The sequence below is a fragment of the Cohnella suwonensis genome, assembly GCF_042655365.1.
Lineage (GTDB): Bacteria > Bacillota > Bacilli > Paenibacillales > Paenibacillaceae > Cohnella > Cohnella suwonensis.
The window spans coordinates 37742-64273 of the sequence record NZ_JBHSMH010000036.1; the positions used below are offsets into that span (position 1 = coordinate 37742).

Genomic DNA, 26532 nt, shown 5'->3' on the forward strand with positions numbered 1-26532 from the left:
GGAGGAAACGCATATGAAAGTCGTATTGCAACGCGTCAAACAAGCGAAGGTCGAAGTCGGCGGCGAAGTCGTAGGCGAGATCGGGCATGGACTTCTGCTCCTCGTAGGCGTCGGACAAGAGGACGGCGAGCAGGACGCGGTCTGGATGGCGGACAAGCTGGCGGGCTTGCGAATCTTCGAAGACGACGCGGGCAAAATGAACCTGTCGGTGGAGCAGTCGCAAGGATCGATCTTGTCGGTGTCCCAATTCACGTTGTTCGGCGATTGCCGCAAAGGCAAACGGCCGAACTTCATGGGAGCGGCCAGGCCGGAAGTCGCGGAGGACCTCTACGACAAGTTCAATGAGCTACTGCGCGCACGTGGCATGAAGGTGGAAACGGGCAAATTCGGCGCGATGATGGACGTCTCTCTCGTGGGTGACGGACCGGTCACGCTGATCGTCGATAGCAAGAACGGTTAATCCCGGCGCGAATCGGCAACACTACATGTCAATCTCTTCTATTCACGGAGGACGACGGCATGAGGCAATCGCGCAAGGAAGCAAACCTGCAATGGATGATGCGCGAAGGGCTTATGCCCGAGCGCAGGGAAGCGATGGCATACTCGGCGCAGGCGCGCGAGGAATTCGGCGGCGATCTGGGATCGGGCGGTACGCCGTCCGGCGGGGCGCACGGAAGGAAACATCCTCCGGGCGGACGCGGATAGAGAAGCTTAAGCGATAACGAAAGAAGCTCCCGAAGACGGCGGTTACGCAGCGTTCGGGAGCTTCTTCGCGATAGGGGAGAGAAGGACGTCGCCGTCAGCCGAGCTTGAAGCGGGACAGCATGCCGTGCAAATCCTCGGCCAGCTTGGACAGCGCTTGGGAGGACGATGAGATTTCCTCCATGGTGGCGAGCTGTTCTTCCGTCGAAGCGGAATTGTTCTTGCAAGAGGAGACGACTTCGTGGCTAGCGTCGGATACGCCTTCGACCATCGTCACGATCTGGCGGCCGGAATCGGCCAACCGGAGCGACGTTTCGGACGTCTGTTCGACTTGCATGCCGACGGCGGATACGTTGGACTCGATTTCCGTGAACACTTGGTTGACGGATTCGGCTTTCGCGAGTCCGAGAGCGACCTTCTCCGCGCCGTAGGTCATCGCTTCCACCGCGCGAGCGGTATCGGAGACGATTTCCCCGATTAATTCGGTTATTTGCTCCGCGGACGTCTTGGACTGTTCGGCCAGCTTGCGGATTTCGACGGCGACGACGGCGAAGCCTCTACCGTGTTCCCCGGCCCGGGCCGCTTCGATTCCCGCGTTCAAGGAAAGCAGGTTCGTCCGGTTCGCCAGGTCGGTGATGACGCCGGAAATACCGTTAATTTGCTTGGACCGGCCGCCCAGCGACCGAATGGCTCGTTCGGCCGCGCTCACGGAATCGTCCAGCTCCTTCATTTCCGATAACACATCCGCGGCGGCATTCTTGCCGTCGGCGGAGGCGCCGGACGCGGCTCGGGCAAGACGGGAAATCTCTTCGTTCGAGACCGCCACTTCTTGGATGCCGCTCGACATCTGTTGCATGGCCTCCACCGTCTCGGAGACGAACTGTTGTTCTTTCTCCGCGGAAGAGGTGATCGAGTTCGTCGCTTCGACGATCTGTTCGGTCGCCAGCGTCGTCTGTTCCGCGCTTGCCGTCAGTTGTTCCGAGGAAGCGGCGACCATGATGGCGGTTTCCTGGGCCCGGGATAAGATGTTTCGCAGATTGCGGACCATCCGGTTGAACGTATCGGCCAGCCCCGCGATCTCGTCCTTCGACCGGAGAACGATTTCTTGGCTCAGGTCTCCGTCCCCGTCGGCGATTCCTTTCATTTGCTTATCCATCTGCTTCAGCGGTTTCGTGATCGACCGGATCAAGACGAAGCCGATCGCGACGGCCGCGATAACGCTCGACGAGAAAATAAGAAGCATAACGACGTTTTGGCGATCGTTTTCTTTTTTACGGTCGGCGACGTCCTGCTTCAATTCGGCGTTGAGCTTGCCGAGAAGGGTTTCGACTTGGGGGGTAAGTTGCTTAAGCGGTATTCGTTCCTTTTCGAAGTGAACGGCTTTGGCTTGATCGGCCTTGCCGGCTTCCATGAAACCTACCGTTTGTTCGCTGAATCCGGCGTAAGCCGCGTAGAGGCTCTCGATCTTGCCGATCGCCGGAAGGTCGGATTCATCCGAAGACGGGCTCTTCTTCATTGCCGCGACGAGTCCGGGAACTAGGTTTTTTTTAGCATTCAAACCGGAGGAGTACTCGGAATCCCCGGTCATCAGAAAAGCGCGTTCGTCGTTGGACATTCCAGAGAGCGCGTTTTGGACCGACTTGAGCATGAACCGGAGCTCGTCTTTTTGAAGCATTTTTTCGTAGGCGGAATGGGTGTTCTTCGATTGATCGAACGAGTAGAAGCCGAGAGAGAAAAGCAGTGCGATCAATAACGTGAAGGATAATAACAGTTTCATACGGATTTTCATGGATGAGCCTTCTTTCATTTTGATCGGAAAGACATAATGTTTTATATTTCGTCATTTTCCGTGATTTTCTTTAGCTTGTTTTTGTGTAATCCCCGTTACCAAATTGTGGGCGGACGATTGGCGAAAGATCATCATTCCGACGTTAGCGCTTTCTTTTTTGTAAACAAACTGTAATCTGATCTTCATACTGGCTTAAAGTAAATAGACTAATCTATTAGCGACCCCCTTTTTCAATATAATCATTGAGCCTGCCGATTTCGGCAGGTTATTTTCTTTTTCCGGCCGCCTTGACAGCGGTCGGCCGAATGACTACAATAAATAACAATTGTTACATTGCCTTAAGATTCGACGACAGGGAGAAGTAATCCGCGCCCGCGCCCCCCAGAGAGGAAAGCCTTTGGCTGCAAGCTTTCCGGCGACGAACGGACGAAAGACACCCTCGAGAACCCGATGCGAACGGGTCGCGGACGTTATGTCGCGGCGTTCAGTAGCATTGCGGCGCGGCCGGGCGTTACGCGGACGAGAGCAAGCCGAAGCGAAGCGTTCCCCAAGGGAGCGTTCACGCGGCAAGACGGCTTGAAACGACGGGTGGCACCGCGGGAGCATACGAATATCGCTCTCGTCCCCGACGATCCTAGGATCGTCGCGGGACGGGAGCTTTTTATTTGACGCGAAGGAGAGAGGCGACCATGGGTTATCAGAAGCCTTCGGGCACGCAGGATATGTTGCCGGCGAAAACGGCCATGTGGCAATTCGTCGAGAACAAGGCGAGAGAATTGTGCCGGACTTACCGCTATCAGGAAATCCGCACGCCGATCTTCGAAGGCACCGAGCTGTTCAAGCGGGGCGTCGGGGAGACGACGGACATCGTCGAGAAGGAAATGTACACGTTCTTCGACCGGCACACGCCGCCTAACAGCTTAACGCTTCGGCCGGAAGGAACGGCCGGCGTCGTTCGGGCTTACGTCGAGAACAAGCTCTACGGGGAGCCGGATACCGCCAAGCTGTATTACATGGGGCCGATGTTCCGTTACGAGAGGGCACAAGCGGGGCGTTATCGCCAATTCCACCAGTTCGGGGTCGAAGCGATCGGCTCCGCGGATCCGGCGCTGGATGCCGAAGTCATCGCGCTAGGTTACGCGTTCTACCGGGATCTCGGTCTGACCGGCATCACGATCGACTTGAACTCGGTCGGAACGCCGGCGGTAAGAGCGGCGTTCCGCGAGAAGCTGCTTGGCTTCCTCCAGCCGATCAAGCATACGCTGTGCGAGGATTGCCGCAGCCGGATGGACCGCAATCCGCTGCGCGTGCTCGACTGCAAAGTCGACCAAGTTAAATTCGACGGCGCGCCTTCCATTCTGGATAGCCTGGACGAAGAGTGCGAGACGCACTTCGCCCGCGTTCGAGAATGCTTGGACGAGATGGACATTCCGTATAATATCAATCCCCGACTCGTACGCGGTTTGGATTACTACACGCACACCGCGTTCGAGTACAAAGCGCAAGGCATCGGCGCGATCGACACGATCGGGGGAGGGGGCCGCTATAACGGGCTCGTCTCCGCGATCGGAGGAGAAGACAAGCCGGGCGTCGGCTTCGGCATCGGGCTCGAGCGGACGCTTCTGCTGCTCGACAGCCAGAATGTCAAGCCCGTGCTGAACAACGCCCCCGACGTCTACGTCGTGCCGCTCGGAGAACGCGCGGAGAAAGCGGCGCCGGGTATCGTGCACCGGCTGCGTAGCGCGGGCGTATCCGCGGAGAGGGATTACCTCGGCCGCAAGACGAAAGCGCAGTTCAAGGCGGCCGAGCGCAGCGGGGCACGTTGCGTGGCCGTGCTGGGCGACGACGAGCTGGAACGGGGCGAAATCTCGCTTCGGCCGGTAACGGGCGGCTCGCAGCAAGCGGTTAAGCTGGACGATCTGGCGGAAGCCGTTCGGACATTCATTGCCAACAGCTAAACAAACTCGATCATCGAAAAGGGGATACACCAAATCATGTTGCTCAAAAACACGAACTGCGGCACGATCACGAAAGCGAACGTCGGCCAATCGGTCGTCCTGAACGGATGGGTGCAAGGTTGGCGCGACTTCGGAGGCATTCTGTTCATCGATCTTCGCGACCGCACGGGCATCGTGCAAGTCGTCTTCAACCCGGCTTTCTCCGGCCAGGCGCTCGACATCGCCAGCCGCGCGCGCAACGAATACGTGCTGTCCGTTAAAGGCAACGTCGTCGAACGCGATCCGGACACGTATAACGCGAACCTCGAAACCGGGGAAATCGAGATCCAGGCGCTGGAAGTCGAAGTGATCAACGCCGCCAAGACGCCTCCGTTCCCGATCGAGGACGGCGTCGAAGTCGACGAGTCGCTACGCCTGAAATACCGTTACCTTGATCTTCGCCGTCCGGAGATGCAGAAGACGTTGCTTCTCCGCTCGAAGGCGACGAAGGTGTTCCGCGACTTCCTCGACGAGAACGGCTTCATCGACGTCGAGACGCCGATTCTGACGCTAAGCACGCCGGAAGGCGCGCGCGATTACCTCGTGCCTAGCCGCGTGCATCCCGGCGAATTCTTCGCCCTTCCGCAATCGCCGCAATTGTTCAAGCAATTGCTGATGATCGGCGGCTTGGAACGTTACTATCAAGTCGCCCGCTGCTTCCGCGACGAAGACCTTCGCGCGGATCGCCAGCCGGAGTTCACGCAAGTGGACATCGAGACTTCGTTCCTGTCGCAAGAACAATTGCTGTCGATGATGGAAGAACTGATGGCGCGCCTGTTCCGCGAGACGATCGGCGTCGAAATCCCGACGCCGTTCCAACGATTGACGTATCACGACGCCATCCATAAATACGGCTCCGACAAGCCGGATCTCCGCTTCGGCCTCGAGATCGAAGACGTGACCGATATCGTCAAAGGAAGCGACGTGAAAGTATTCGCCTCCGTCGCGGCATCCGGCGGCGTCGTTAAAGCGCTGAACGCCAAAGGCTGCGCGAGCTGGAGCCGCAAGGAGCTCGACGACCTGCAGCCGTTCGCCGCGCGTTACGGCGGCAAAGGCATCGCTTGGATCACGGTGAAGGAAGGCAAATGGAACGGACCGATCGTCAAGTTCTTCAAGCCGGAAGAAATCGAGGCATTGACCAAGCGTTTGAACGTAGAGGAAGGCGACTTGCTGACGTTCTCCGCCGACAAGCTGAAGACGGCCGCCGACGTCATGGGCAACCTGCGCCAGAAAGTCGGTCGCGACTTGGGCCTGATCGACCACAAAGCTTACAAATTCCTGTGGGTCGTCGACTTCCCGTTGCTCGGCTGGGACGAAGAAGGCAAGCGGTTCGTCGCCGAGCACCATCCGTTCACCCGTCCGAGCGACGCCGACCTGCCGCTGTTCGATTCCGATCCGGGCGCGATCCGGGCGCAAGCGTACGATATCGTGCTGAACGGATACGAAGTGGGCGGAGGCTCGATGCGGATCTACCGTCGCGACGTGCAAGAGAAAATGTTCCAAGCGCTCGGCTTCTCCGAAGAAGAAGCGAAAGAGAAGTTCGGATTCTTCTTGGACGCGTTCGACTACGGCACGCCTCCGCACGGCGGCATCGCCTTCGGCTTGGACCGTCTCGTGATGCTGCTGACGGGCCGCACGAACTTGCGCGAAACGATCGCGTTCCCGAAAACCGCGAGCGCGACCGACTTGCTCAGCGACGCGCCTTCTCAGGTTACGGAGCGCCAGCTAGACGACTTGCACATCCGCCTGTCGGCCAAAGCGGTCGCGGCGCAAGCGAAGAGCGCCGGAGCCGCGACGCCGGAACCGGCCGTCGCGCCTAGCCAAGGCTAAGCGAGGGGAGCGGACATCCGATGTTGCATCAATTCTCGCGCACGGAACTGGCGATCGGTCCCGAAGGACTGGAGACGCTGAAGAACAGTACCGTCGCCGTGCTCGGCATCGGCGGCGTCGGCGGCATCGCGGCGGAGGCGCTCGCGCGCTCCGGAATCGGCCGCATCGTCCTCATCGATAAGGACGTCGTCGACATCACGAACGTCAACCGGCAGATTCACGCGCTCACGACGACGGTCGGCCAGCCGAAAGCCGAGCTCATGAAAGAGCGTATCAAGCTGATCAACCCGGATTGCGACGTCATCGCGCTGCGGATGTTCTACACGGAGGAGACGTACGAGGAGCTGTTCAAATTCCCGCTCGACTATGTCGTCGACGCTTCCGATACGATCTCGTACAAGATCCATTTGATCAAGCAATGCCTCGAACGCCGCGTTCCGATCATCTCCAGCATGGGCGCCGCGAACAAAATGGACCCGACGCGCTTTAAGGTCGCGGACATTTCCAAGACGAGCGTCGATCCGATCGCCCGGGTCATCCGCAAGAAGCTGAGAGACCAGGGCATCAAGAAAGGCGTCGAAGTCGTCTTCTCGACAGAGGATCCGATCAAGCCGCGCGTCGACGTCACGGAGAAGATCGTGCCGGAAACCGCTCCGAAGGATATCCGCAAGGCGCAGCAGCCGCCTTCCAGCAACGCGTTCGTCCCGCCGGTGGCCGGCTTGATCATGGTCAGCGTCGTGTTCAAAAACTTGCTCGCCAAAGTCGAGAAGCCTTATGAATGAGGCGTTGGCGATGAAGCTGACGGACGCAACGTAGTCGAAGCAGGGCATGCATCGGCAAAAAAGAAGGCTATTCCGGGTTCGCGAACCCGGAGTAGCCTTTTCCTATATCGATCGGGAGGGTTTCGGACGACCAGCGGGCCGGTCATGCAGGACAAAGGCGGATTGCGGCGACTTCGTCGCGTTAAGGCCGGTGAATCGTCTTGACGTGATCGAGATGGATGAAGGTGCTGGCGCCGTCCGCGGTAACCATTTCGACCAGGTTGTTCTGAACGGACTTCAGCAGGCCGATTTTCTCGGGATGTTCTCCCAAGTCGAGGATGACGAATTCGTTCTCGAACTTCCTGAGCTGTTGGTCGAACGTCCGTGCGAGCGACGCCGTCGCGGGATGAACCGGGAATTTCTCTTGCTCCAAGGCGTAAGGCGTCGTGTGCGGATCGTAGGGGACGAGTATTTTCAAATGTCGCATGGAGACGTACAACGATCTGAACATCGGCGAATAGAAGACGAAGAAATCGTTCATGATGCTCGTCACGTAACCGTGGACCGTCTGGCTGCCGGTGATGTACAGCTCGGAAAAGATGCCTTTCGCGTTCAGCAGCACTTTGCGGTAGGACAAATCCACCGCCGGGTCGAGCGGCGGTTCGGACGGTTCGCCGAAATTCGATTCGTTGGGCGGACATCGCGTCAATTGCTGCACGTGTACGAGAGGGACGTAAAGGAATTGGATGCCGTTGTGCAGGACGAGTATGTCCGGTCCAAGATCGATGAGCCTGCCCTTAACGGGAAGTCGGGTGCCTGAAACGGTTAGTGAAACGGGTTGGTTCAGGTACGTTTTCATGGGATCAGCGGAAGCACCTCCTTTGCGGCTACTGTTTAACCTGGGTTTGGGTCGGGTTAGCTTCTGCCTCCGCGTCTGCCCCCGCGCGCTCCGTTTGTTGTTGCCGGATTTGCCTCTGCTGGATTTGTTGCCGCTGGACGAAGCGGAAAGGCTGACGTTCTTGATGTTGAAAATCGGAATGCGCACGAGCTCGCGGTTCACGATAAGCAAATAGACGATCGTACCCATGCTTAACACGACCAGATAATTGTCGGGAGTCGCGACCAGCACCCCTTGCATGCTGTCGGGACCGCTGCGGTTGGCGCGAATGTCCGCAGAACATAGGTAAACGTTTTGATGCACTTGTGGGGGAAGTAAGTTTGTAATCTATATTTATGTGCCCTAGCGAAAGAGAGATACGGTTGGTTGTCCGAGTATCTTGCAAAATCCGCGAATCGCAAGGAGGGAAGAGCCCGCTTTTGCCGGTCCTTCTGCGCTTGTCTCTATCGAAGGCGGCATTGTCCTCATTCCCTAGCTTCTTTCAACCTTCTCGGCGCTGAAAACCGGACTTTTTGAACTTCGTATTGGATTTGAGAACGTGAGTTCCCGTTCTCTTCCTGTCGGAAGGCGTTTCTGGTATGATGGGAGGAGCAGAAAGGCGGATCGATCATGGATTTATTCAGTTTCGGCGATCAAGCCGAGCCGCGAGCGAGGCTGCTCGCGGACCGGATGCGGCCGGAGACGCTCGAGGAATACATCGGACAGGAGCATATCGTCGGACCCGGCAAGCTGCTGAGAAGGGCGATCGAAGGGGACGTCGTGTCTTCGATCTTGCTGTTCGGCCCTCCGGGGTGCGGGAAGACGACGCTGGCGCATATTATTTCCAAGCAGACGGAAGGGGACTTCGTCCGGCTCAATGCGGTGGATGCTTCCGTAAAGGACGTCCGGGAAGTGATCGAGCAAGCGGAACGGAACAAGAACATGTACGGACGGAAGACGATTCTGTTCCTTGACGAGGTTCACCGGTTCAACAGCGCCCGTCAAGACGCGCTGCTGCCCGCCGTCGAACGAGGCATCATCGTCTTTATCGGGGCGACGACGGAAAATCCGTTCCATTCGGTAAACGGGGCATTGCTCTCGCGGTCGACGCTGTTCCGGCTGGAGCCGCTGACGAAAGCTCATTCCCTGCTCGCGATGCGCAGGTCGCTGGCCGACGCGGGCAAAGGGCTAGGCTTCATGAAGCTAAGCGTTGACGATGAAGCGCTCGAACATATCGCCTCGATGGCGAACGGAGACATTCGCAGGGCGCTGACCGCCCTCGAACTGGCTGCCGTGACGACGCCGTCCGAACCGGACGGCTCGGTTCGCGTCACGGTGGAAGTAGCGGAGGAGTCGATCCGCCAACCGACCGTGCAAGCGGACGAGTCTACGCAGTACGACGTGCTGTCGGCGTTCCATAAGAGCGTCAGAGGCTCCAGCGACGCCGCTCTCTTCTGGTTTCTCTACGCGGTGGAGAAGCTCGGGATGGATCCGATGGTGTTCCTCCGCCGCCTGACGGTCGCCTGCAGCGAAGACATCGGACTCGCGAACCCGCAGGCGATGGTGCAAGCGGTCAGCGCGATGGAGGCGTACCACAGGATCGGATGGCCCGAATCCAAGTACATCGTCGCGCAAGCGATTCTCTTCGCGGTCGAAAGCCCCAAGTCGAACGCGATTGCGGTCGCGATCGGCAAAATGCAGGCAGCGTTCGAACGGATGAAGTCGGCGGAAGTGCCGCTTCACTTGCGGGACGGACACTATAGCGGCGCGGCGAAGCTCGGCCACGTCGGCTATAAATATCCGCACGATTTTCCCGGCCACTACGTCGAGCAGAATTATTATCCGGACAAGCTTTCTTCCCCGACGTTCTACGAAGCGACGGAGCAAGGGATGGAGGACAAGATTCGCCAGAACCAGTCGAGACGGCGGGGAAATCCGCGAAAATGATCGCGGTGCCGAGGAATCGGCCCGATTCGGTCCGATTCGGGGATATCCAGCCGTATCGATCGAAAAACCGGCATAGGTGGCAGGCTCAAGCGAATACAGATGGATACTACGGCGAATTGCGCCGTCAACCGCGGTTTGACGGGGAGGCGTAAACGGTCTAAGCTATATAGAACAGCCAGTAAAGTCATAAAGCTAGGCAAATTCGCAATAAGCACGTTATTTTTGGTACGATCAAAGGAGGTGTACCTATTCTCTCCAACGGCGAGAATAGGGATATATTTGGATGGTGACCCCTTTCCACTAAGCGTGGACCTGGTCTTGATTGCAGTCTTGGTGTTTTTGAACGGATTTTTCGTCGCGGCGGAATTCGCCATGGTCAAAGTGCGCAGCTCGAGAATCGATACGCTCGCGCAGGAAGGACATAAGAAAGCGAAGATCGCTTCCCATCTGGTGGAGAATCTCGATGCCTTCTTGTCCGCCTGCCAGCTAGGGATTACGCTCGCGTCGCTCGGCCTCGGCTGGATCGGCGAGCCCGCGATCGCCAGAATGTTGGAACCGGTATTCGAATCGATGGGCATTAGCGACTCGCTGGTACACCCGATCTCGTTCGTCATCGGCTTCACTTTCATTACGGTGCTGCACATCGTTCTTGGCGAGCTAATGCCGAAAACCGTTGCCATCCGCAAATCCGAGACGGTAACCTTATGGACGGCCAGACCTCTGATCTACTTCCGTAAAGTGATGAGCCCGTTTATCTGGCTGCTTAACGGAACGGCAAGCATGCTTCTCCGGCCTTTCGGCATCGACACGAAGGAAGCTTCGCACTCCGCGCACACGGAGGAAGAAATCCGGATTTTGGTGAAGGAGAGCCACGAGAGCGGTTTGATCGATAAGACGGAGCTTACGCTGGTGGATAATATTTTCGATTTCGCGGAAACGAACGCGCGCGAGATCATGATTCCGCGGACGGAAATGAGCTGCCTGTACGGCAACCTGTCGTTCGAGGAGAACAAGGCGATCGCGCTTCGCGAGATGCACACGCGTTACCCGGTGTGCGAGAAAGACAAAGACAACATTATCGGATTCGTTCATATTAAAGACTTGCTTAAAGTATCCGACAATTCGATACACGATATCCGCGAGCTGATGAGGCCGATGACGACGGTACCGGAAAGCATGCCGATCAGCGCGCTTCTCAAGCTCATGCAGAAGAGAAAATCGCAAATCGCGATTCTAATCGACGAGTACGGCGGAACGTCGGGTCTCGTCACGCTGGAAGACATCATGGAAGAAATCGTAGGCGAAATCCAGGACGAATTCGACGAAGAGCGTCCGGACGTCGAACGCAAAGACGACAACACGTATTCGATCAACGGCATGATGCTGATCGAGGAGGTAAACAGTTTCTTCAGACTGGATATTTCGACGGATGATTACGATACGATCGGCGGCTGGATTTATTCGCAGATCGAGAATCCGCCGAAGAAAAACCAATTCGTCGTCTCGAGGGAAGGTCTTCGGTTCACGATCGAGGAAACCGACCATCTTCGCATCTCCCGGGTGTCCGTGACGCGAACGGACGACGCGGCGTGGGAGCTTCAAGCGGAAACGGGTTAACGCAATCATAACGAGCAACGCCGGGCAGGCCGAGAGGGTCTCCCGGTTTTTTTCTGCGCGATCAAGGTCGACTTCGTCGGCGGAGGCGATGGAGCGCGCGAGCGGACGGACGCTGGGGTAAGCATAACGAAAAAAGAGGTTGGCATACCGGACCGCGGACCGATTAGCCAACCTCTTTCGTTACGCTTCGTTGCTTCGCAGATGGACGGTCAGGAACCCGATCGCCCCGACGAGGGCGAACATCGAGCCCGTTCCGAATACGTAGGACAAGCCGAATGCGTCGTATAGCCAGCCGCCGAGCGTGCCCGCGATCAATCCGGCGAGGCCGGACCAGACGACGGCGAATACCGCTTGGCCGGAGGCGCGGTACTCGTCGGGAAGGATCGCTTGAAGGCAACGAATCGCGGTGATGTAGAAGATGGCGAACGTGACGGCATGCATCATCTGCAAGGCGACCATCATCCACGGTTCGTCGGCCATGCTGAGAAGGCCGAGGCGCACGACGTAGAAGAAGCTGGCGACGGCTAGCAGCGGCAGTTCGCGGAACCGGTGTCCGAACTTGGCGAGCACGAAAAACATCGGGATTTCGCTGACGGCGGACGCGAGCGAAGCGTAGCCGATGACCGAATCGTCGGCGCCGATTTCCCTCATCGCCACCGCGAGGAAGCCTTCGTTCATCCGGTGGGAGACGGAGACGAGCATGATGAGCGCGAAGAAGGCGACCGTCTCCTTCTTGCGGAGCAATTGCCACAGCCCGCCGAATTCGAACTTGCGCAGCGAGCCTTGGAAGTCCCCGACGATCAAGGAGAAGACGAGGGAGACGCCGAGCGTGCCGAGCGTCAACGCGATCGTCAAGTCGGAGCCGTACGCCTTCAGCAAGTAGCCGAAGACGACCGCGCATAGCGCGTAACCGAGCGAGCCGAACATGCGGATGGACGGGAAACTCCGGTTCATCCGGTCGGCGGCGAGCAAGGACACGCTGTCGAGCATCGAGTTCATCGGCGTCTGGAACAAGTAGAACATCGCCATGATGCCGGCCATGATGCCGAATTCCTTCTGCGGCATGAGCAACGCCAAGGCCAGAATTTGCATGATATAGAGTACGGTCAGAATGCGCCTTAAGCTCTTCGTCCGGTCGCTAAGCAGGCCGACCGCGACGTTGGAGACGATCGAGAGGAACGGACCGACGGAATAGATCGCCCCGATCTGAAGCTTCGAGAAGCCAAGGCTGGCGAAATAGAGCGGGAAAAACGTGACGAGCAACACCATCGTCGCGTAGTTGGCGAATTGCATCGTGCGCAGCACGAACAGTTGGCCGCGCATCTCGTTCGGTTGAGCCATGTAGGAGATTGCACCTGCCTTTCTTGCGAATATGCGGGAAAACGTTAATTATACGGCTTTAAGGCCGTTCATATGCCTTCTGCGGAACAGCCAGGCGAGGAAGATAAGCTCCGCCAGCAAGCCGAGCGATAGGGCGAGCGAACCGAGCGCGCCGCTCCAGCCCGGCAGAAGCCAGACGAGCAGCACGATGCTGATCGCTGTAATGACGGCGTTCGCGAGCTGAGAGCCGAACATCAGCTTCGTTTCCCCGTGCGCCATGACGATGCCGTTCAGCGTGTCGAGCCACGGGAAGATCAGTACGAACGGCAGGAAGCCGCGCAACGCGTGGATGCAAGCTTGGAGCAATTCGTCCTTCACGCCGAGGACGTGCGCGAACATCCAAGGACCGATCGGCGTAAAGGCTAGCAGCACCATCAATAGCGGCGGAACGAAACCGAGCATGAGTACGAACTTCCGCACGATAGCCGGGTTCGACTTCACGAACAACAGGGCGATCTGATGGAAATACGTGAAGAATCCGAGCACGAGATTCATCAGGCTGCCCGCGACGGCGAACGAAGCGACGGCCAACGTCCCTCTCGTCGTCGTTCCGAGCAACGCGTTTAGGATAGGCATCAGCCACACCACGATCAATGATGAGTACAGAAGCGGATTATAGAAGGCCGCGACCTGCTTCGGCTCCGTGACGTCGCAATTTTCGTCTTTCTCCGGCATTTGCTTGAGCAACCGGGACGCTTCCCACCAACTGATGGAAGCTTCGATGATCATGCCGAAGACGAAGGTCGTCGTTCCCTGCATCGCGCTGTCGACGCCGACGGTCAAGAAATACTGGGAGAGGGCGAACATCCCGCCTAGCCGGAAGATCATCGCGATCGTCAACCAACGGGTTCTCATTTTATAGATGATGACGCCTTGATAGAGGCAACGGATACCCGAAAACACGGAAAGAAACATGAGCGAGTAGTAGGCTTGGATCGCTTCCCGCTCGACTTCGGGATCGGCGCCGTACGCGAGGCCGAATATCCAGTGGCCGAGCGGCGAGTAAGCGACGAGGGCGCCGAACGCCAGTGACGCGCCGAAGACGTAGAAGCTGACGTACCGCACGGGCCGGAACGAAGTCCGGTCGCGCACGAGCGCGGAGCACGTCTGGCGGAACAGCACCGCGGGCTTCTCGGTGACGCCCAGCAAGCTCATGGCGAGCGCGTAGCCAGCGAGAATCATTTCCGGGTTGTCCGAGCGCGCTAGCGTTCCGTTAATGATCACGTGGGATAAGTTGATCAGCAGGACGGATATGCCCATCGGAATAAAAAACAGGAAAAGCCGACTCAAGGAGACCGGCTCTGTATCGTTCGGCATGTCTGACCCTCCGAATCACGAATCGTGTTGTCTTGGCGAGAACGATCGGAACAGCTTGTATTATAGCAGAAATTAGCGTCGATTCGGGGATTGATTTGAAACGAATAGTGCTGGATTTCAGCGCTTCGAAGTGATAAATTAAAGAATAATGCATTTATATAGGCTATTGGAATTGGGTAGGTGACGACGATGCGAGTCGCGGAAGCCTGGCTCGACGGCCAGTTTGAATATAGCGAGAGACACGGCATTCGGATCCCGCGGCTGACTGCGGACTGGGAGACGCTCGGACCCGAGCGTCAGATCGCGGTGCTGGAGCGTTGGGAGATCATACGGGGCTCGATCCCGGATCGCATATTCGCGTTCGAGGCGGGCATTCGGATCAAGCAGCAGCAACTGTTCGAGGAAGAAGATTTCGCGCGAAGCTGCCGGATCAACGACGATATTTCCGACTTGGCCAGCAGAATCAACGATTTGAACATCTGGTTCCGCGTTCAGCAAGAGCTGGACGACGGCGGCAAACCGCATGCCGGATAGCGCATTACGGAGGAACGATGAAATGAAAAGCAGCAATCTCCTCCCGGGGCTCCCCCCTAAAGGGGCGGTATCTCTCATGGGCAGGGTATACCGATATATACTGCCGGAAGTTCGCGCCGAACTGGGTTTGTGGCGTTCGCGGGCGAACGGCATTCCGGATCCGGAGCTTCGGAAGCAAGCGCTCGACAGCATGGACGCCAAGCAATTCCACTGCGAAGGCGGCGGCGTGTACGCGGCTGCGAATCTCGGCCAAAGGCACGTCTTGATTCCGTTGATCGTGGCGCTTCAGACGATCAGCGACTATTTGGACAATCTATGCGACCGAAGCACGTCGCTCGATCCGGACGACTTCAGGTTGCTCCACCAAAGCATGATCGACGCGGTCACGCCGGGAGCGGAACCGGCGAACTATTACGCGCTGCGCGAAGAGCAGGACGACGGCGGCTATCTGAACGCGCTCGCTGCGAAGTGCCGGGAGTCGATCGCGTTGCTTCCTTCCTATGGGCTCGTCCAAAGCCACGTCGTCGAATTGGTCCGGCTGTACGGCGATTTGCAAGTCTACAAGCATATCGCCCATGCCAAGCGGGAAGAGGAATTGTTGCGATGGTGGGAGAAGCACGCTTCCCGTTATCCGCAGCTGAGATGGAACGAGTTCGCCGCCGCGACGGGGTCGACGCTGGGCATGTTCATGCTGTTCCTCGCGGCTTCCGACGTTTCGCTGACCGAAGCGCAGGCGAAGGAGATCCGCGATCACTATTTTCCTTCGATATGCGGCTTGCACATCTTGCTCGATTATTTAATCGACCAGGAAGAAGACCGCGTCGGGGGAGATTTGAACTTCTGCGCCTATTATGGAGAACAACGGGAACTGAACGAACGGATGGGGCTCATGGTGAACGCCGCGAGGCGATCTGCCGACCTGCTGCCTTTCGGGCATTTTCACCGGATGATCGTGGAGGGGTTAGTGGCGCTTTACTTGTCCGACCCCAAAGTAAAAGGCCAGCAGGACGTGCGCCGAACGGCGAAGCTTCTTATGAAGGGAAGCCCGTGGACGAGAGTCTTCTTCTGGTTGAACAGCCATTGGATAAGAAAAGCATTGTAATCGTACTTGTATTTTCGCTATAACGGCGACCACTTAAATAGTAAGTTCAAAAAGATCGGTTTTTAGCACCGAGAAGGTTGAAAGAAGCTAGGGAATGAGGATCGGAGCGTAGGCGAACCTACGTGAGAACCGGAAGTACCGGCTGAATTCAAGATTCGATGCCGAATAAGCTTCTCGAATGACTTCGTGATCAAAATCGGTTTTTTTGAACAACCACTTAAAGAGACATTTCGGGAGGAATCGGATATGAGCGCAGTAAAGAAGATAGCCGTACTGACAAGCGGCGGAGATTCGCAAGGAATGAACGCGGCCGTGCGGGCCGTCGTAAGAAGCGGGCTGTACCGCGGATTGGAAGTGTACGGCGTGCAACGCGGCTATCAAGGGTTGCTGAACGGAGAAATTCGTCCGATGGACTTGCGCAGCGTGGGCGATATCATCCAACGCGGCGGCACCATTCTGCAGACCGCGCGTTGCAAGGAATTCATGACCGCGGAAGGCCAGCAACGCGGAGCGGAAGTGCTTCGCGCCAACGGCATCGACGGTCTTGTCGTCATCGGCGGGGACGGCTCCTACCAAGGAGCGAACAAATTGAGCAAGCTCGGCATCAAGACGATGGGCTTGCCGGGAACGATCGACAACGACATTCCGTTCACGGACTTCACGATCGGCTTCGACACGGCGGTCAGCATCGTCGTCGACGCGATCAATAAGCTTCGCGACACGATGACTTCCCACGAGCGTTCTTCCGTCGTCGAGGTCATGGGACGCCACTGCGGGGATATCGCGCTGTACGCCGGGCTCGCAAGCGGGGCCGAAGCGATTCTCGTTCCCGAAGTGCCTCACGACATCAAGGAAATATCGTTGCGTATGAAAGAGAACTTCCAGAAGGGCAAGCGCCACGGCATCGTCATCGTCGCGGAAGGCGTATGCAGCGGCGAAGTCGTCGCCCAGCAAATTACCGAATACAGCGGCATCGAGCCGCGCGTCACGGTGCTCGGGCACATTCAGCGCGGCGGCTCCCCGACGCACAACGACCGGATCTTGGCGAGCCAATTGGCAGATTTCGCGGTGCAACGGCTCATGGAAGGCGATTCCGGCAAAGGGATCGGCATCGAGAAGGGCGAATTCGTGGCGACGGATATCGATAAAGTCGTCTCTTCCAAGAAGTCGTTTAACTTGGATCTCTATAACTTGGCCATGCGCTTATCTCAATAAGCTTTCTTCGAATAAGAGGGAATACGAGCAAGGCCGATCGGGAGGAACTTCGCGGTTCAACCCGGTCGGCCTTTTCTATATCGCACCACCCCACCATAAAGGAGAAAACGCAAATGTTCCTATATAAATTGGAAGTCGCGCTCGAGGACAAAACGGTGTTCATGATCGTCATGGGAGATTCCGACGAGGAAGTCATGAACGAGGCGGAATCCCATTTGTCCAAGTATTTCGTCGTGCCGCCGAAAGTGCGGGAAATCGTTCTCGTCGAGAAAAAGCGCGCCAATAAAGGCGCGGCTTACGTCCTCGATCGTGATTAATCTTCATGGCATCAACTGTCCGGAATGGGTATCGATCGGGGGAGACCAACGCCGCTTCGACGACAGCGGGAAGCCGGTCGATCCTTCGACGGCCGATCGGGCGGAGCGCGTCTTGGCGACGTTCGTTCGCCTATCTTCCAAAGTATCGGCTTAACCGGCTTGGCCGGTTCTGCCGGCATGAACAAACGTACGGCCGATCTCTCGGGGAGCATCGGCCGTACGTTTGTTTGCATGCATTTTGCGGTAGCGCGGAATGCTATAATCCATTATAATAGCGGATAAGAGAACAAAATTTCACCATGAATGAACAGAATTTCAAAAATCCCGAGCGTGAGTGGTGTGACTTTTGTTGGATAACGACAAAATTAAAAAAGTGATTGAAGCGGCGAAGCTTTATTACCAGCTCGATTATAGCCAGAACGAGATCGCCGACGCGCTCGGCGTATCCCGCCCGACCGTCTCGAGGCTGCTGCAGCAGGCGAAAGCCGAAGGCATCGTCACGATCGAGATCAAGGATCCGACGGAAGACGTCGCAGTGCTGAGAAAGTTGCTGAAGGATAAGTTCCAGCTGAAAAACGTGATCGTCGCGTTTACTCCTACATACGAAGAGAATATCGTCAAAAGATACATCGGCCAGGCCGCGGCGGCTTACGTGACGGATATCGCCAAGGACGGCGACACGATCGGCGCTTCCTGGGGGTCGACGATGTATCAGGTCGCCCTGCAACTGAAGCCGAAGACGCTCGCCAACTCGTTCGTCGTTCAGTTGAACGGCGGCGTAAGCGACGCGGACGTTCGCATCTCCCCGTCGGAAATCGTTCATTTATTCGGCAAAGCTTTTAACGTGACTCCTTATTTCATGTACTTGCCCGCCATTGTCGACCACATTCTCGTGAAGCAGTCGATGATGACGGACCGGCATATCCGGCGCGTGATGGACATCGGCAAAGGGGCGAACATCGCGGTGTTCACCGCGGGATCGCCGACGCCCGACTCGGTTCTCATCAATTCGAATTATTTCCGCGAAGACGAACTGGAGATCATCAAGAACAAAGCAGTCGGCGACATCTGCTCCCGTTATTACGACGCGAACGGGGACATCTGCCTACCAAGCCTCGACGAGCGGACGGTCGGCATCGAGCTCGCCGATCTCCGGACGAAAGAGCACTCCGTGCTCGTCGCGGGAGGCGCGTCGAAGGTGAACGCCATCTTCGGCGCGCTGAAAGGAAAATACGGCAATACGCTCGTCACCGATCAAATCACGGCCAAAGCCCTGCTCAAAAAATTAGACCAGTCAAAAAACTAGACCAACAGGAGAAGTGATCATGAATACACCGGAACAAATCGCATCGATGATCGATCACACGCTGCTCGCGGCCGTCAGCACGGCATCCGAAATCAAGAGAGTGTGCATGGAAGCGAAGCAGTACGGTTTCGCGACCGTATGCGTGAATCCATATTGGGTGCCGCTGGCGGCGGCCGAACTCGCGGGCAGCGGCGTCGGCTTGACGACCGTCATCGGATTCCCGCTCGGGGCGAGCCGGACGGAGATCAAAGCGGCGGAAGCGGCGGACGCGATCGAAGCGGGCGCGACGGAAATCGATATGGTGCTGAACGTAGGCGCCTTGAGGTCCGGGTCGGCGGATGCCGTCAAGCGGGACATCGAAGCGGTCGTCGCCGTCTGTAAAGGCAAAGCCCAAGTGAAAGTCATCATAGAGACTTGTTACTTGTCCGACGACGAGAAGCGGCAAGCGTCGCTGCTCTGCAAAGAAGCCGGAGCGGACTTCGTCAAGACGTCCACCGGGTTCGGGACGGGCGGAGCGACGGTGGACGACATCGCGCTCATCCGTCACGTCGTCGGTCCGGACATGGGCATTAAAGCTTCCGGCGGCGTACGCGATCTGGACATCGCTCGCAAGCTCATCCAGGCGGGTGCGACCCGCCTCGGCGCGAGTTCTTCCATCGCGATCGTGACGGGCGGCGTCGGCCAAGGGTATTGATGGAATCCGGTATTCGAGGCAAGCGAAACGCGGGGAGGCATAGAGAGACATGAGAACGGTCGATTTGATCACGAAAAAACGCGACGGCGGCGAACTAAGCAAGAAAGAAATCGACGCTTTGATCGCGGGGTATACGGACGGTTCGATTCCGGACTATCAAATGTCGGCGATGGCGATGGCGATCTTCTTCAAAGGGATGACGCCTTCCGAGAGAGCCGACTTGACGATGGCCATGGTGCATTCGGGAGAGACGATCGACTTGTCCGGCATCGAAGGCGTTAAAGTCGACAAGCATAGCACGGGCGGCGTCGGCGATACGACGACGCTCGTGCTGGCACCGCTTGTCGCCTCGATCGGCGTGCCCGTCGCCAAGATGTCGGGTCGCGGGCTCGGGCATACGGGCGGAACGATCGACAAGCTCGAATCGGTGCCCGGCTTTCACGTCGAGATCGACAACGGTCAATTCATCGATCTCGTCAACCGGAACGGCCTTGCCGTCATCGGGCAAAGCGACAAGCTGACGCCCGCGGACAAGAAGCTTTACGGGCTCAGGGACGTGACCGGGACAGTCAATTCGATCCCGCTTATCGCGAGCTCGATCATGAGCAAGAAGATCGCTTCGGGGGCGGACGCCATCGTGCTCGACGTCAAAACCGGCGACGGCGCCTTCATGAAAGAGATGTCCGAAGCGGAAGAGCTGGCGGCATGCATGGTCGATATCGGCAACAGGGTCGGCAGAAGGACGGTCGCCGTCCTATCCGACATGAGCCAGCCGCTAGGCAACGCGATCGGCAACGCGCTCGAAGTACGGGAAGCGATCGATACGCTGAAGGGCGTCGGACCTGATGACTTGACGGAGCTTTGCTTGACGCTCGGCAGCCATATGGCCGTGCTGGCAGGCGTCGCGACCGATAAGGAAGAAGCCCGTTCGATGCTGGAACAGTCGATCTCGTCGGGGAAAGCGTTGGATAAGTTCAAGACGTTTCTCGAGGCGCAAGGCGGCGACGCTTCCGTCGCCGACGAACCGGAGAAGCTGCCTTCGGCCAAGCACCGGTTCGAAGTGCCCGCGAAGCAATCCGGGTACGTGGCGTCTATCGCGGCCGAGAACATGGGCGTCGCGGCGATGTTGCTCGGCGCGGGCCGCGCGACCAAGGAGTCTACGATCGACTTGGCGGTCGGCATCGTCCTGAACAAGAAGGTCGGGGAACGAGTGGAAGCGGGACAATCGTTAGCCACGATTCACGCGAACGGCGAATCGGTAGACGAGGCGATCGCCAAAATTTACGATTCCATCCGCATCGACGATCAACGGGTTACGCCTTCGCCCCTCATCGTGGGGGAAGTAAAATAGAAGAATGGCGGACAGGCATTGAAGATCAAAGGGTATACTTTGAAGGGGGTGAGTAGAAAAATGGGCCAGTTGCTTCAAAGAATGGAAGAGGCGAAAACACGCATTCTATCCCAGATCGACGTTCAGCCTCGCATCGGACTCATTTTGGGCTCGGGGCTCGGCGAACTCGCCAACGACATTCAAGACGCTGTTCGCATCCCTTACGCGACGATACCGCATTTTCCGGTGTCGACGGTCGAAGGACATGCCGGCCAGCTCGTAGCGGGCCGACTTCATGGCAAAGCCGTAATCGCGATGCAGGGGCGGTTCCATTATTACGAAGGCTATTCGATGCAAGAGGTGACGTTTCCCGTCCGCGTCATGAAGGCGCTCGGAGTCGATTACTTGTTCGTCTCGAATGCCTGCGGCGGGATGAATCCGAATTTCAAGCCCGGCGATCTGATGTTGATCTCCGACCACTTGAACATGACGGGGGCCAATCCGCTGATCGGCGAGAACGAGCCGACGCTCGGGCCGCGCTTCCCGGACATGAGCCGGGCTTATACGCCGGAATTGCTCTCGTTCGTCAAGGAAATCGCGTTATCTCTAGGCATCGACGTGCAGCAAGGCGTATACGCCGGCATTAGCGGTCCCGCCTACATGACGCCGGCGGAATTGACGATGCTTCGCAAGCTCGGCGGAGACGCGGTAGGCATGTCGACCGTTCCCGAAGTCATCGTCGCCAGTCATATGGCAATGAAGGTCATCGGCATTTCCTGCGTGACGGACATGGCGATCGGCGAGGAACTCGAACCGCTTACGCACGAGCAAGTCATCGAGGTGGCGAACCGGACGAAGCCGCGGTTTATCGCGCTCGTCAAGGAAATCGTCGCCCGGCTGCCGTAACGGCGGCCAATGTAGACAACCCGTATAGGTTTTCATGCAACACATCCATACAAACATTATTTGAAGGAGAGAAATCGAATGAAAAAAACGACGAAGATTTTAACGGGCGTCATGCTCGTGGCTTCCCTGGCCCTGACGGCTTGCGGATCGAAGAACGACAACAACAATAACGGCGCCGCCAGCCCGAGCGCAAGCCCGACCGCTTCCGCGAGCGCTAGCCCATCCGCTTCCGCGGACACGAGCGGCAAAGACTTCAAGTTCGCCATGGTTACCGACGTAGGCGGCGTTAACGACAAATCGTTTAACCAAAGCGCTTGGGAAGGGCTGCAGCGTCTGGAGAAAGAACACGGCGCAACGGTAGATTATCTCGAATCCAAAGAAGCGACGAACTACTTGACGAACATCAATCAATTCGTTCGCGAGAAATACAACCTCACTTGGGGCATCGGCTTCCTGATGGGCGACGCGGTTAAAGACGCGGCAACGAAAAACCCGGACGCGCAATTGGCGATCATCGACAACGTCGTCGAGGCGCCTAACGTCGCTTCCATCACGTTCGCGGAAAACGAAGGCTCGTTCCTCGTCGGCGTCGTTGCCGGCCTGATGACGAAAACGAACAAAATCGGTTTTGTCGGCGGCATCGATATTCCGGTCATCAAACGTTTCGACCTCGGTTTCGAAGCCGGCGTCAAAGCGGTTAACCCTAACGCGGAGATCAATAAAATCTACACGGGCGCTTTCGACAAAGCCGACCTCGGCAAAGCGGCCGCCGCGTCCATCTACAACGACGGCGCGGACATCATCTTCCATGCTGCCGGAGGTACGGGCAACGGCGTGTTCAACGAAGCGAAAGAACGCAACAAATCGGCTGCGGCGGACAAGAAAGTATGGGTTATCGGCGTAGACAAAGACCAATCCCTCGAATTCGGCGACGACGTTACGCTTACGTCCATGATGAAACGCGTCGACGAAGCGGTATACAGCGTGTCCAAGCAAATGATCGACGGTAGCTTCCCTGCCGGCAAAATCACGACGCTCGGCTTGAAAGACAACGCGGTAGGCTTGCCTGACACGTCTTCCAAAAACGTGCCTGCGGACATTCTTGCCAAAGTCGAAGAGTACAAGCAAAAAATCATTAGCGGCGAAATCACGGTACCTACTGCCCAATAATCAATAACCGATAAAGGGTGCTATCATGGAACAGGCGAGAACAGTCGTAGAAATGCGGAACATTACGAAGCGTTTCCCCGGCATCGTCGCTAATGACAACGTTACGTTCACGCTGGGCAAGGGCGAGATTCACGCTCTTCTCGGCGAGAACGGCGCTGGCAAATCGACGTTGATGAACATTTTGTTCGGACTGTATCAGCCAGAAGAAGGGGAAATCTTCGTAAACGGGCAGAAAGTCGATATCGACGGCCCTAACAAAGCGATCAAACTAGGTATCGGGATGGTGCACCAGCATTTTAAGCTGGTGCATCCTTTTACCGTTACGGAGAATATTATCCTGGGCAGCGAACCGAAAAAATGGATGGGACTGGCGATCGACCGAAAACTCGCTTACGAGAAGGTCGGGCAGCTATCGAAGCAATACGGACTGAATATCGATCCATACGCGAAGATCGACGACATTTCCGTCGGCATGCAGCAACGCGTGGAAATACTGAAAACGCTCTATCGCGGCGCCGACATTCTCATCTTCGACGAACCGACCGCCGTATTGACGCCTCAAGAAATCGCGGAACTTCTCGTTATCATGAGAAATCTCGTTCAACAAGGCAAATCGATCATTCTGATCACCCACAAACTTAAGGAAATCATCGCGATCGCGGATAAGGTTACGATCGTGCGCCGCGGCAAAGTGATCGACAGCTTGCCGGTCGCAGGGACGAACCCGAACATGCTGGCCGAAAAAATGGTCGGCAGGGAAGTATCGCTTAAGTTCGATAAAAAGGACGCCGTCATCGGCGATCCGGTGCTTGAAGTGGATCGTCTCGTCATGAAGGGCAGAGGCGGGCTGCACGCGCTGAACGAAACGTCGTTCGTGTTGCGACGCGGAGAAATTCTCGGCATCGCGGGCGTCGAGGGTAACGGTCAAAGCGAATTGATCGAAGCGTTGACGGGCTTGCGTTCCGTATCCGGAGGCTCGATCAAGCTGGCCGGGGAAGAAATCGCGGGCAAGCCGACGAGGAAAATATCCGAAGCCGGCCTGTCTCTCATTCCGGAAGACCGTCACAAGCATGGACTTGTCCTGGATTTCCCGGTTCGCGAGAACATGGTGCTGGAAACGTATTATCAGGCTCCTTACACCAAAGGCGGCTTCCTGAACTTCCCGGAAATCGAGAAACACGCCGAACGCCTCGTGAAGGAGTTCGACGTGCGCACGCCGTCGATCATGTCGGAAGCGAGGGCATTATCCGGGGGCAACCAGCAGAAAGCGATCATCGCGAGGGAAGTCGATAAAAACCCGGAAGTGCTGATCGCCGCCCAACCGACGCGAGGACTAGACGTCGGAGCGATCGAATTCATCCATAAGCGGCTCGTGGAGCAGCGCAACATGGGTAAAGCCGTCCTGCTCGTCTCCTATGAGCTCGATGAGATCATGCAACTGTCAGACCGCATCGCGGTCATCTATGAAGGGCGCATCGTCGGCGAAGTCAAACCGTCGGACACGAACGACCAGCAGCTCGGCATGATGATGACGGACTATAAAGCGCCGCAAGGAGGCCCGGAAAATTGAATAAGCTCATCAAAGCGTTCACGAAAGATTCCGCGGTCGTTCCTCTCATTGCCATCTTGCTCGGTCTGATCGTCGGCGCGGTTATCATGTGGTTGGGCGGATACGACCCGATACTCGCCTATCGTTCCTTGTTCGAAAAAGTGTTCAGTAATCCGTACGACTTCGGCGAGACGCTGACGGCGATTACGCCGCTCGTGTTCACGGGACTATCGGTCGCGTTCGCGTTCCGCACCGGCTTGTTCAATATCGGCGCGGAAGGCCAATACATTATGGGCATGACGGGAGCGACGTTCGTCGGCGTGAACCTTCACATGCCTTGGTATATTCACGCTCCGATGGCGATCGTCGTCGGCACGCTCGTCGGCGGCATCTGGGGCATGATCGCCGGCTATCTCAAAGCGGCGAGAGGCGTCAACGAAGTCATCACGACGATCATGCTGAACTGGATCGCGTTGCATTTGTCCAACTACGTCGTCAGAAGGTTCTTGCTCGAAGAGGGCAAAGGGCGCTCCTACATTGTCGACGAGAACGCGCAGGTGACGATCGGCTGGTTATCTCGGCTACTCGACGACGCCCGCGTCCACTGGGGTATGTTCTTCGCGCTTCTGGCCGTTATTTTCGTCTATGCCTTCCTGTTCAGAACGAAGCAGGGGTACGAGCTGCGTGTCGTCGGCTCCAACGCCGACGCCGCGCAGTACGCTGGCATTAACGTAAACGCCGGTATCGTCAAGGCGATGTTCATCTCCGGCGCGCTCGCGGGTATGGCCGGCGTGTTCCAAGTGCTTGGCGTGTTTATGAACCAAGCGATAGCGGCGGGAACGACGGGCCACGGGTTCGACGGCATCGCGGTCGCCTTGCTCGGCGGCAACAATCCGATCGGCGTGCTGCTCGGCGCGATTCTGTTCGGCACGCTCTCTTACGGCGCGGCCGGCATGAGCTTCGGCGCGGACGTGCCGCCGGAAATCATCCGCATCGTCATCGGCTCCGTTATTTTCTTCGTCGCGGCGCCGGGCATAATCCGCTGGGGAATGAAGAAGTTCAAACGCAAGCCAAGCAAGGGGGAGGCGGTCTAAGATGGATATCGCAACGCTCGGCAACATGTTGAATACGGCGTTCGTCTTCTCGACCGCCTTGATCTTGGCCGCTCTCGGCGGCATCTTGTCGGAACGTTCGGGCGTCGTCAACATCGGCCTCGAGGGATTGATGACGGCGGGCGCGTTCGCTTCGGCCGTCTCCGCGTTCCGGGCGGAAGAAGCGGGGTACGGCGCAGCCTCCCCTTGGATCGGCTTGATCGCCGGCGCCTTGTTCGGAGTGTTATTCGCTCTCATCCACGCGGTGGCGACGATCACCTTCCGCGCGGACCAGGTCGTCAGCGGCATCGTCATTAACTTCATCGCGACGGGCTCTACGTTATATCTCGTGAAGCAGCTGTTCGACGGAGCCGGAGAAACATCGCTCGTGGACGAGACGTTCCACAAGTGGGAAATTCCCGGATTATCCGAAATACCGATTATCGGGGACGGCATCTTTAACGCTTACCCGACGACTTATTTGGCGATTATCCTCGTCGGCATCGTGTTCTACGTCTTGTACAAATCGACGTTCGGCCTGCGCTTGCGCGCCGTCGGAGAACATCCGAGCGCGGCGGACACGGTCGGCATCAAAGTGCTTCGCATGCGCTATACGGCCGTCCTGCTGAGCGGCTTGCTTGCCGGAATGGGCGGAGCGACGATCGCGCTTACGACGACGGGAACGTTCTCGCACAATACGATCTCGGGGCAAGGTTTTATCGCGCTGGCTGCCGTTATTTTCGGCAAGTGGAATCCTCTCGGGGCGATGGGCGCGGCCGTCTTCTTCGGCTTCGCGCAGTCGATCAACAACGTGCTGCAACTGTTCGATTTCTCGTCCCATATTCCTTCGGAATTCATTTACATGCTGCCGTACGTCCTGACGATCCTCGTGCTCGTCGGCGCAGTCGGACGCTCGAGGGCGCCAGGCGCTCTCGGCGAACCGTATTACCAAGGGAAACGTTAGCGGAGCTTCTAGACAGAAAAATCCCCATCGGGCAATGTCGAGGCCACTGAAGAACTTACGATTTTTCGAAGTAAGAAATAATGATTAAACGAAAAGACGACTTTTCATCCCATTTATTGGATGAAAAGTCGCCTTTT

The 26532-nt window shown here is 57.2% G+C and carries 25 protein-coding genes; 21 read left to right on the top strand and 4 right to left on the bottom strand.

Going from position 1 to position 26532, the window contains the following annotated elements; genetic code table 11:
* Nucleotides 1–13: 13 nt before the first annotated feature.
* Both dtd and ACFPPD_RS12160 read left to right on the top strand, forming a co-directional pair.
* Nucleotides 14–460, top strand: coding sequence for a D-aminoacyl-tRNA deacylase (gene dtd / locus ACFPPD_RS12155; RefSeq protein WP_209750384.1), 447 nt, complete (start codon nucleotides 14–16; stop codon nucleotides 458–460).
* Nucleotides 461–519: 59 nt separating this feature from the next.
* Entirely contained in the window at nucleotides 520–705 is a 186-nt protein-coding gene (locus tag ACFPPD_RS12160; RefSeq protein WP_209750382.1) for a hypothetical protein, read from the top strand.
* A 94-nt stretch (nucleotides 706–799) separates the two neighbouring features.
* Here ACFPPD_RS12160 and ACFPPD_RS12165 read toward each other — a convergent pair whose 3' ends face one another.
* On the bottom strand, nucleotides 800–2491 hold the full coding sequence (locus ACFPPD_RS12165) for a methyl-accepting chemotaxis protein (RefSeq protein ID WP_209750380.1): 1692 nt from the start codon (nucleotides 2489–2491) through the stop codon (nucleotides 800–802).
* Nucleotides 2492–2941: 450 nt separating this feature from the next.
* Between ACFPPD_RS12165 and ACFPPD_RS12170 the strand changes: the two genes are divergently transcribed.
* Genes ACFPPD_RS12170 through ACFPPD_RS12185 form a run of 4 tightly spaced genes read left to right on the top strand, consistent with a single transcriptional unit; the run spans nucleotide 2942 to nucleotide 7100 of the window.
* Nucleotides 2942–3160 carry a hypothetical protein gene (locus ACFPPD_RS12170; RefSeq protein ID WP_209750378.1) on the top strand — a complete coding sequence of 73 codons (219 nt, stop codon included), beginning with the start codon at nucleotides 2942–2944 and terminating at the stop codon, nucleotides 3158–3160.
* A 20-nt stretch (nucleotides 3161–3180) separates the two neighbouring features.
* Complete coding sequence (hisS, locus tag ACFPPD_RS12175) at nucleotides 3181–4449, top strand: histidine--tRNA ligase (RefSeq protein WP_209750376.1); 1269 nt, start codon at nucleotides 3181–3183, stop codon at nucleotides 4447–4449.
* A gap of 36 nt (nucleotides 4450–4485) precedes the next feature.
* Entirely contained in the window at nucleotides 4486–6318 is a 1833-nt protein-coding gene (aspS, locus tag ACFPPD_RS12180; RefSeq protein WP_209750374.1) for an aspartate--tRNA ligase, read from the top strand.
* Nucleotides 6319–6338: 20 nt separating this feature from the next.
* Nucleotides 6339–7100, top strand: coding sequence for a tRNA threonylcarbamoyladenosine dehydratase (locus tag ACFPPD_RS12185; RefSeq protein ID WP_209750372.1), 762 nt, complete (start codon nucleotides 6339–6341; stop codon nucleotides 7098–7100).
* Nucleotides 7101–7281: 181 nt separating this feature from the next.
* On the opposite strand, the gene ACFPPD_RS12190 is transcribed toward ACFPPD_RS12185, so the two are convergent.
* Complete coding sequence (locus ACFPPD_RS12190; RefSeq protein ID WP_378082366.1) at nucleotides 7282–8217, bottom strand: DUF2642 domain-containing protein; 936 nt, start codon at nucleotides 8215–8217, stop codon at nucleotides 7282–7284.
* A gap of 369 nt (nucleotides 8218–8586) precedes the next feature.
* Between ACFPPD_RS12190 and ACFPPD_RS12195 the strand changes: the two genes are divergently transcribed.
* Both ACFPPD_RS12195 and ACFPPD_RS12200 read left to right on the top strand, forming a co-directional pair.
* On the top strand, nucleotides 8587–9903 hold the full coding sequence (locus ACFPPD_RS12195) for a replication-associated recombination protein A (protein WP_209750369.1): 1317 nt from the start codon (nucleotides 8587–8589) through the stop codon (nucleotides 9901–9903).
* A 318-nt stretch (nucleotides 9904–10221) separates the two neighbouring features.
* Nucleotides 10222–11520, top strand: coding sequence for a hemolysin family protein (locus tag ACFPPD_RS12200; protein ID WP_378082367.1), 1299 nt, complete (start codon nucleotides 10222–10224; stop codon nucleotides 11518–11520).
* Nucleotides 11521–11700: 180 nt separating this feature from the next.
* On the opposite strand, the gene ACFPPD_RS12205 is transcribed toward ACFPPD_RS12200, so the two are convergent.
* Nucleotides 11701–12861 carry an MFS transporter gene (locus tag ACFPPD_RS12205; RefSeq protein WP_209750355.1) on the bottom strand — a complete coding sequence of 387 codons (1161 nt, stop codon included), beginning with the start codon at nucleotides 12859–12861 and terminating at the stop codon, nucleotides 11701–11703.
* A 48-nt stretch (nucleotides 12862–12909) separates the two neighbouring features.
* Entirely contained in the window at nucleotides 12910–14217 is a 1308-nt protein-coding gene (locus ACFPPD_RS12210; protein ID WP_209750353.1) for a multi antimicrobial extrusion protein MatE, read from the bottom strand.
* Between the two features lie 189 nt (nucleotides 14218–14406).
* Here ACFPPD_RS12210 and ACFPPD_RS12215 point away from each other — a divergent pair, with 189 nt between their 5' ends.
* The 13 genes from ACFPPD_RS12215 (at nucleotide 14407) to ACFPPD_RS12275 (ending at nucleotide 26395) form a co-directional block, all read left to right on the top strand.
* Entirely contained in the window at nucleotides 14407–14751 is a 345-nt protein-coding gene (locus ACFPPD_RS12215) for a hypothetical protein (RefSeq protein ID WP_209750428.1), read from the top strand.
* Between the two features lie 22 nt (nucleotides 14752–14773).
* Nucleotides 14774–15853 carry a tetraprenyl-beta-curcumene synthase family protein gene (locus tag ACFPPD_RS12220; protein ID WP_209750351.1) on the top strand — a complete coding sequence of 360 codons (1080 nt, stop codon included), beginning with the start codon at nucleotides 14774–14776 and terminating at the stop codon, nucleotides 15851–15853.
* Between the two features lie 246 nt (nucleotides 15854–16099).
* A complete protein-coding gene (gene pfkA / locus ACFPPD_RS12225; RefSeq protein ID WP_209750349.1) occupies nucleotides 16100–17068 on the top strand; it encodes a 6-phosphofructokinase in 969 nt (322 codons plus the stop codon).
* 113 nt (nucleotides 17069–17181) lie between these two features.
* On the top strand, nucleotides 17182–17385 hold the full coding sequence (locus ACFPPD_RS12230; RefSeq protein WP_209750347.1) for a DUF3906 family protein: 204 nt from the start codon (nucleotides 17182–17184) through the stop codon (nucleotides 17383–17385).
* The gene (locus tag ACFPPD_RS12235) at nucleotides 17378–17539 is read left to right on the top strand and encodes a hypothetical protein (RefSeq protein ID WP_378082370.1); all 162 of its coding nucleotides are present in this window, start codon (nucleotides 17378–17380) and stop codon (nucleotides 17537–17539) included. The genes ACFPPD_RS12230 and ACFPPD_RS12235 overlap by 8 nt, the downstream gene beginning before the upstream one ends.
* Before the next feature lie 195 nt (nucleotides 17540–17734).
* Nucleotides 17735–18691, top strand: coding sequence for a sugar-binding transcriptional regulator (locus tag ACFPPD_RS12240; protein ID WP_209750345.1), 957 nt, complete (start codon nucleotides 17735–17737; stop codon nucleotides 18689–18691).
* Nucleotides 18692–18710: 19 nt separating this feature from the next.
* On the top strand, nucleotides 18711–19385 hold the full coding sequence (gene deoC / locus ACFPPD_RS12245; protein WP_209750344.1) for a deoxyribose-phosphate aldolase: 675 nt from the start codon (nucleotides 18711–18713) through the stop codon (nucleotides 19383–19385).
* Nucleotides 19386–19434: 49 nt separating this feature from the next.
* Entirely contained in the window at nucleotides 19435–20736 is a 1302-nt protein-coding gene (locus ACFPPD_RS12250; RefSeq protein WP_209750343.1) for a pyrimidine-nucleoside phosphorylase, read from the top strand.
* A 60-nt stretch (nucleotides 20737–20796) separates the two neighbouring features.
* Nucleotides 20797–21621 (top strand): purine-nucleoside phosphorylase, encoded by an 825-nt coding sequence (locus ACFPPD_RS12255; protein WP_209750342.1) that lies wholly within the window; start codon nucleotides 20797–20799, stop codon nucleotides 21619–21621.
* Between the two features lie 78 nt (nucleotides 21622–21699).
* Entirely contained in the window at nucleotides 21700–22791 is a 1092-nt protein-coding gene (locus tag ACFPPD_RS12260; RefSeq protein WP_209750341.1) for a BMP family lipoprotein, read from the top strand.
* Between the two features lie 25 nt (nucleotides 22792–22816).
* On the top strand, nucleotides 22817–24361 hold the full coding sequence (locus ACFPPD_RS12265) for an ABC transporter ATP-binding protein (protein ID WP_209750340.1): 1545 nt from the start codon (nucleotides 22817–22819) through the stop codon (nucleotides 24359–24361).
* Nucleotides 24358–25434 (top strand): ABC transporter permease, encoded by a 1077-nt coding sequence (locus ACFPPD_RS12270; protein WP_209750339.1) that lies wholly within the window; start codon nucleotides 24358–24360, stop codon nucleotides 25432–25434. Before ACFPPD_RS12265 ends, ACFPPD_RS12270 begins: the two co-directional genes overlap by 4 nt.
* Nucleotide 25435: 1 nt before the next feature.
* Nucleotides 25436–26395 (top strand): ABC transporter permease, encoded by a 960-nt coding sequence (locus ACFPPD_RS12275; RefSeq protein WP_209750338.1) that lies wholly within the window; start codon nucleotides 25436–25438, stop codon nucleotides 26393–26395.
* Nucleotides 26396–26532: the final 137 nt, after the last annotated feature.

What these genes read in the sequence shown, in the direction of transcription:
- dtd (WP_209750384.1), top strand. Translation starts at nt 14, where the DNA reads ATGAAAGTCGTATTGCAACGCGTCAAACAAGCGAAGGTCGAAGTCGGC.
- ACFPPD_RS12160 (WP_209750382.1), top strand. Translation starts at nt 520, where the DNA reads ATGAGGCAATCGCGCAAGGAAGCAAACCTGCAATGGATGATGCGCGAA.
- ACFPPD_RS12165 (WP_209750380.1), bottom strand. Translation starts at nt 2,491, where the DNA reads ATGAAAATCCGTATGAAACTGTTATTATCCTTCACGTTATTGATCGCA.
- ACFPPD_RS12170 (WP_209750378.1), top strand. Translation starts at nt 2,942, where the DNA reads ATGCGAACGGGTCGCGGACGTTATGTCGCGGCGTTCAGTAGCATTGCG.
- hisS (WP_209750376.1), top strand. Translation starts at nt 3,181, where the DNA reads ATGGGTTATCAGAAGCCTTCGGGCACGCAGGATATGTTGCCGGCGAAA.
- aspS (WP_209750374.1), top strand. Translation starts at nt 4,486, where the DNA reads ATGTTGCTCAAAAACACGAACTGCGGCACGATCACGAAAGCGAACGTC.
- ACFPPD_RS12185 (WP_209750372.1), top strand. Translation starts at nt 6,339, where the DNA reads ATGTTGCATCAATTCTCGCGCACGGAACTGGCGATCGGTCCCGAAGGA.
- ACFPPD_RS12190 (WP_378082366.1), bottom strand. Translation starts at nt 8,217, where the DNA reads ATGCAAGGGGTGCTGGTCGCGACTCCCGACAATTATCTGGTCGTGTTA.
- ACFPPD_RS12195 (WP_209750369.1), top strand. Translation starts at nt 8,587, where the DNA reads ATGGATTTATTCAGTTTCGGCGATCAAGCCGAGCCGCGAGCGAGGCTG.
- ACFPPD_RS12205 (WP_209750355.1), bottom strand. Translation starts at nt 12,861, where the DNA reads ATGGCTCAACCGAACGAGATGCGCGGCCAACTGTTCGTGCTGCGCACG.
- ACFPPD_RS12210 (WP_209750353.1), bottom strand. Translation starts at nt 14,217, where the DNA reads ATGCCGAACGATACAGAGCCGGTCTCCTTGAGTCGGCTTTTCCTGTTT.
- ACFPPD_RS12215 (WP_209750428.1), top strand. Translation starts at nt 14,407, where the DNA reads ATGCGAGTCGCGGAAGCCTGGCTCGACGGCCAGTTTGAATATAGCGAG.
- ACFPPD_RS12220 (WP_209750351.1), top strand. Translation starts at nt 14,774, where the DNA reads ATGAAAAGCAGCAATCTCCTCCCGGGGCTCCCCCCTAAAGGGGCGGTA.
- pfkA (WP_209750349.1), top strand. Translation starts at nt 16,100, where the DNA reads ATGAGCGCAGTAAAGAAGATAGCCGTACTGACAAGCGGCGGAGATTCG.
- ACFPPD_RS12230 (WP_209750347.1), top strand. Translation starts at nt 17,182, where the DNA reads ATGTTCCTATATAAATTGGAAGTCGCGCTCGAGGACAAAACGGTGTTC.
- deoC (WP_209750344.1), top strand. Translation starts at nt 18,711, where the DNA reads ATGAATACACCGGAACAAATCGCATCGATGATCGATCACACGCTGCTC.
- ACFPPD_RS12250 (WP_209750343.1), top strand. Translation starts at nt 19,435, where the DNA reads ATGAGAACGGTCGATTTGATCACGAAAAAACGCGACGGCGGCGAACTA.
- ACFPPD_RS12255 (WP_209750342.1), top strand. Translation starts at nt 20,797, where the DNA reads ATGGGCCAGTTGCTTCAAAGAATGGAAGAGGCGAAAACACGCATTCTA.
- ACFPPD_RS12260 (WP_209750341.1), top strand. Translation starts at nt 21,700, where the DNA reads ATGAAAAAAACGACGAAGATTTTAACGGGCGTCATGCTCGTGGCTTCC.
- ACFPPD_RS12265 (WP_209750340.1), top strand. Translation starts at nt 22,817, where the DNA reads ATGGAACAGGCGAGAACAGTCGTAGAAATGCGGAACATTACGAAGCGT.
- ACFPPD_RS12275 (WP_209750338.1), top strand. Translation starts at nt 25,436, where the DNA reads ATGGATATCGCAACGCTCGGCAACATGTTGAATACGGCGTTCGTCTTC.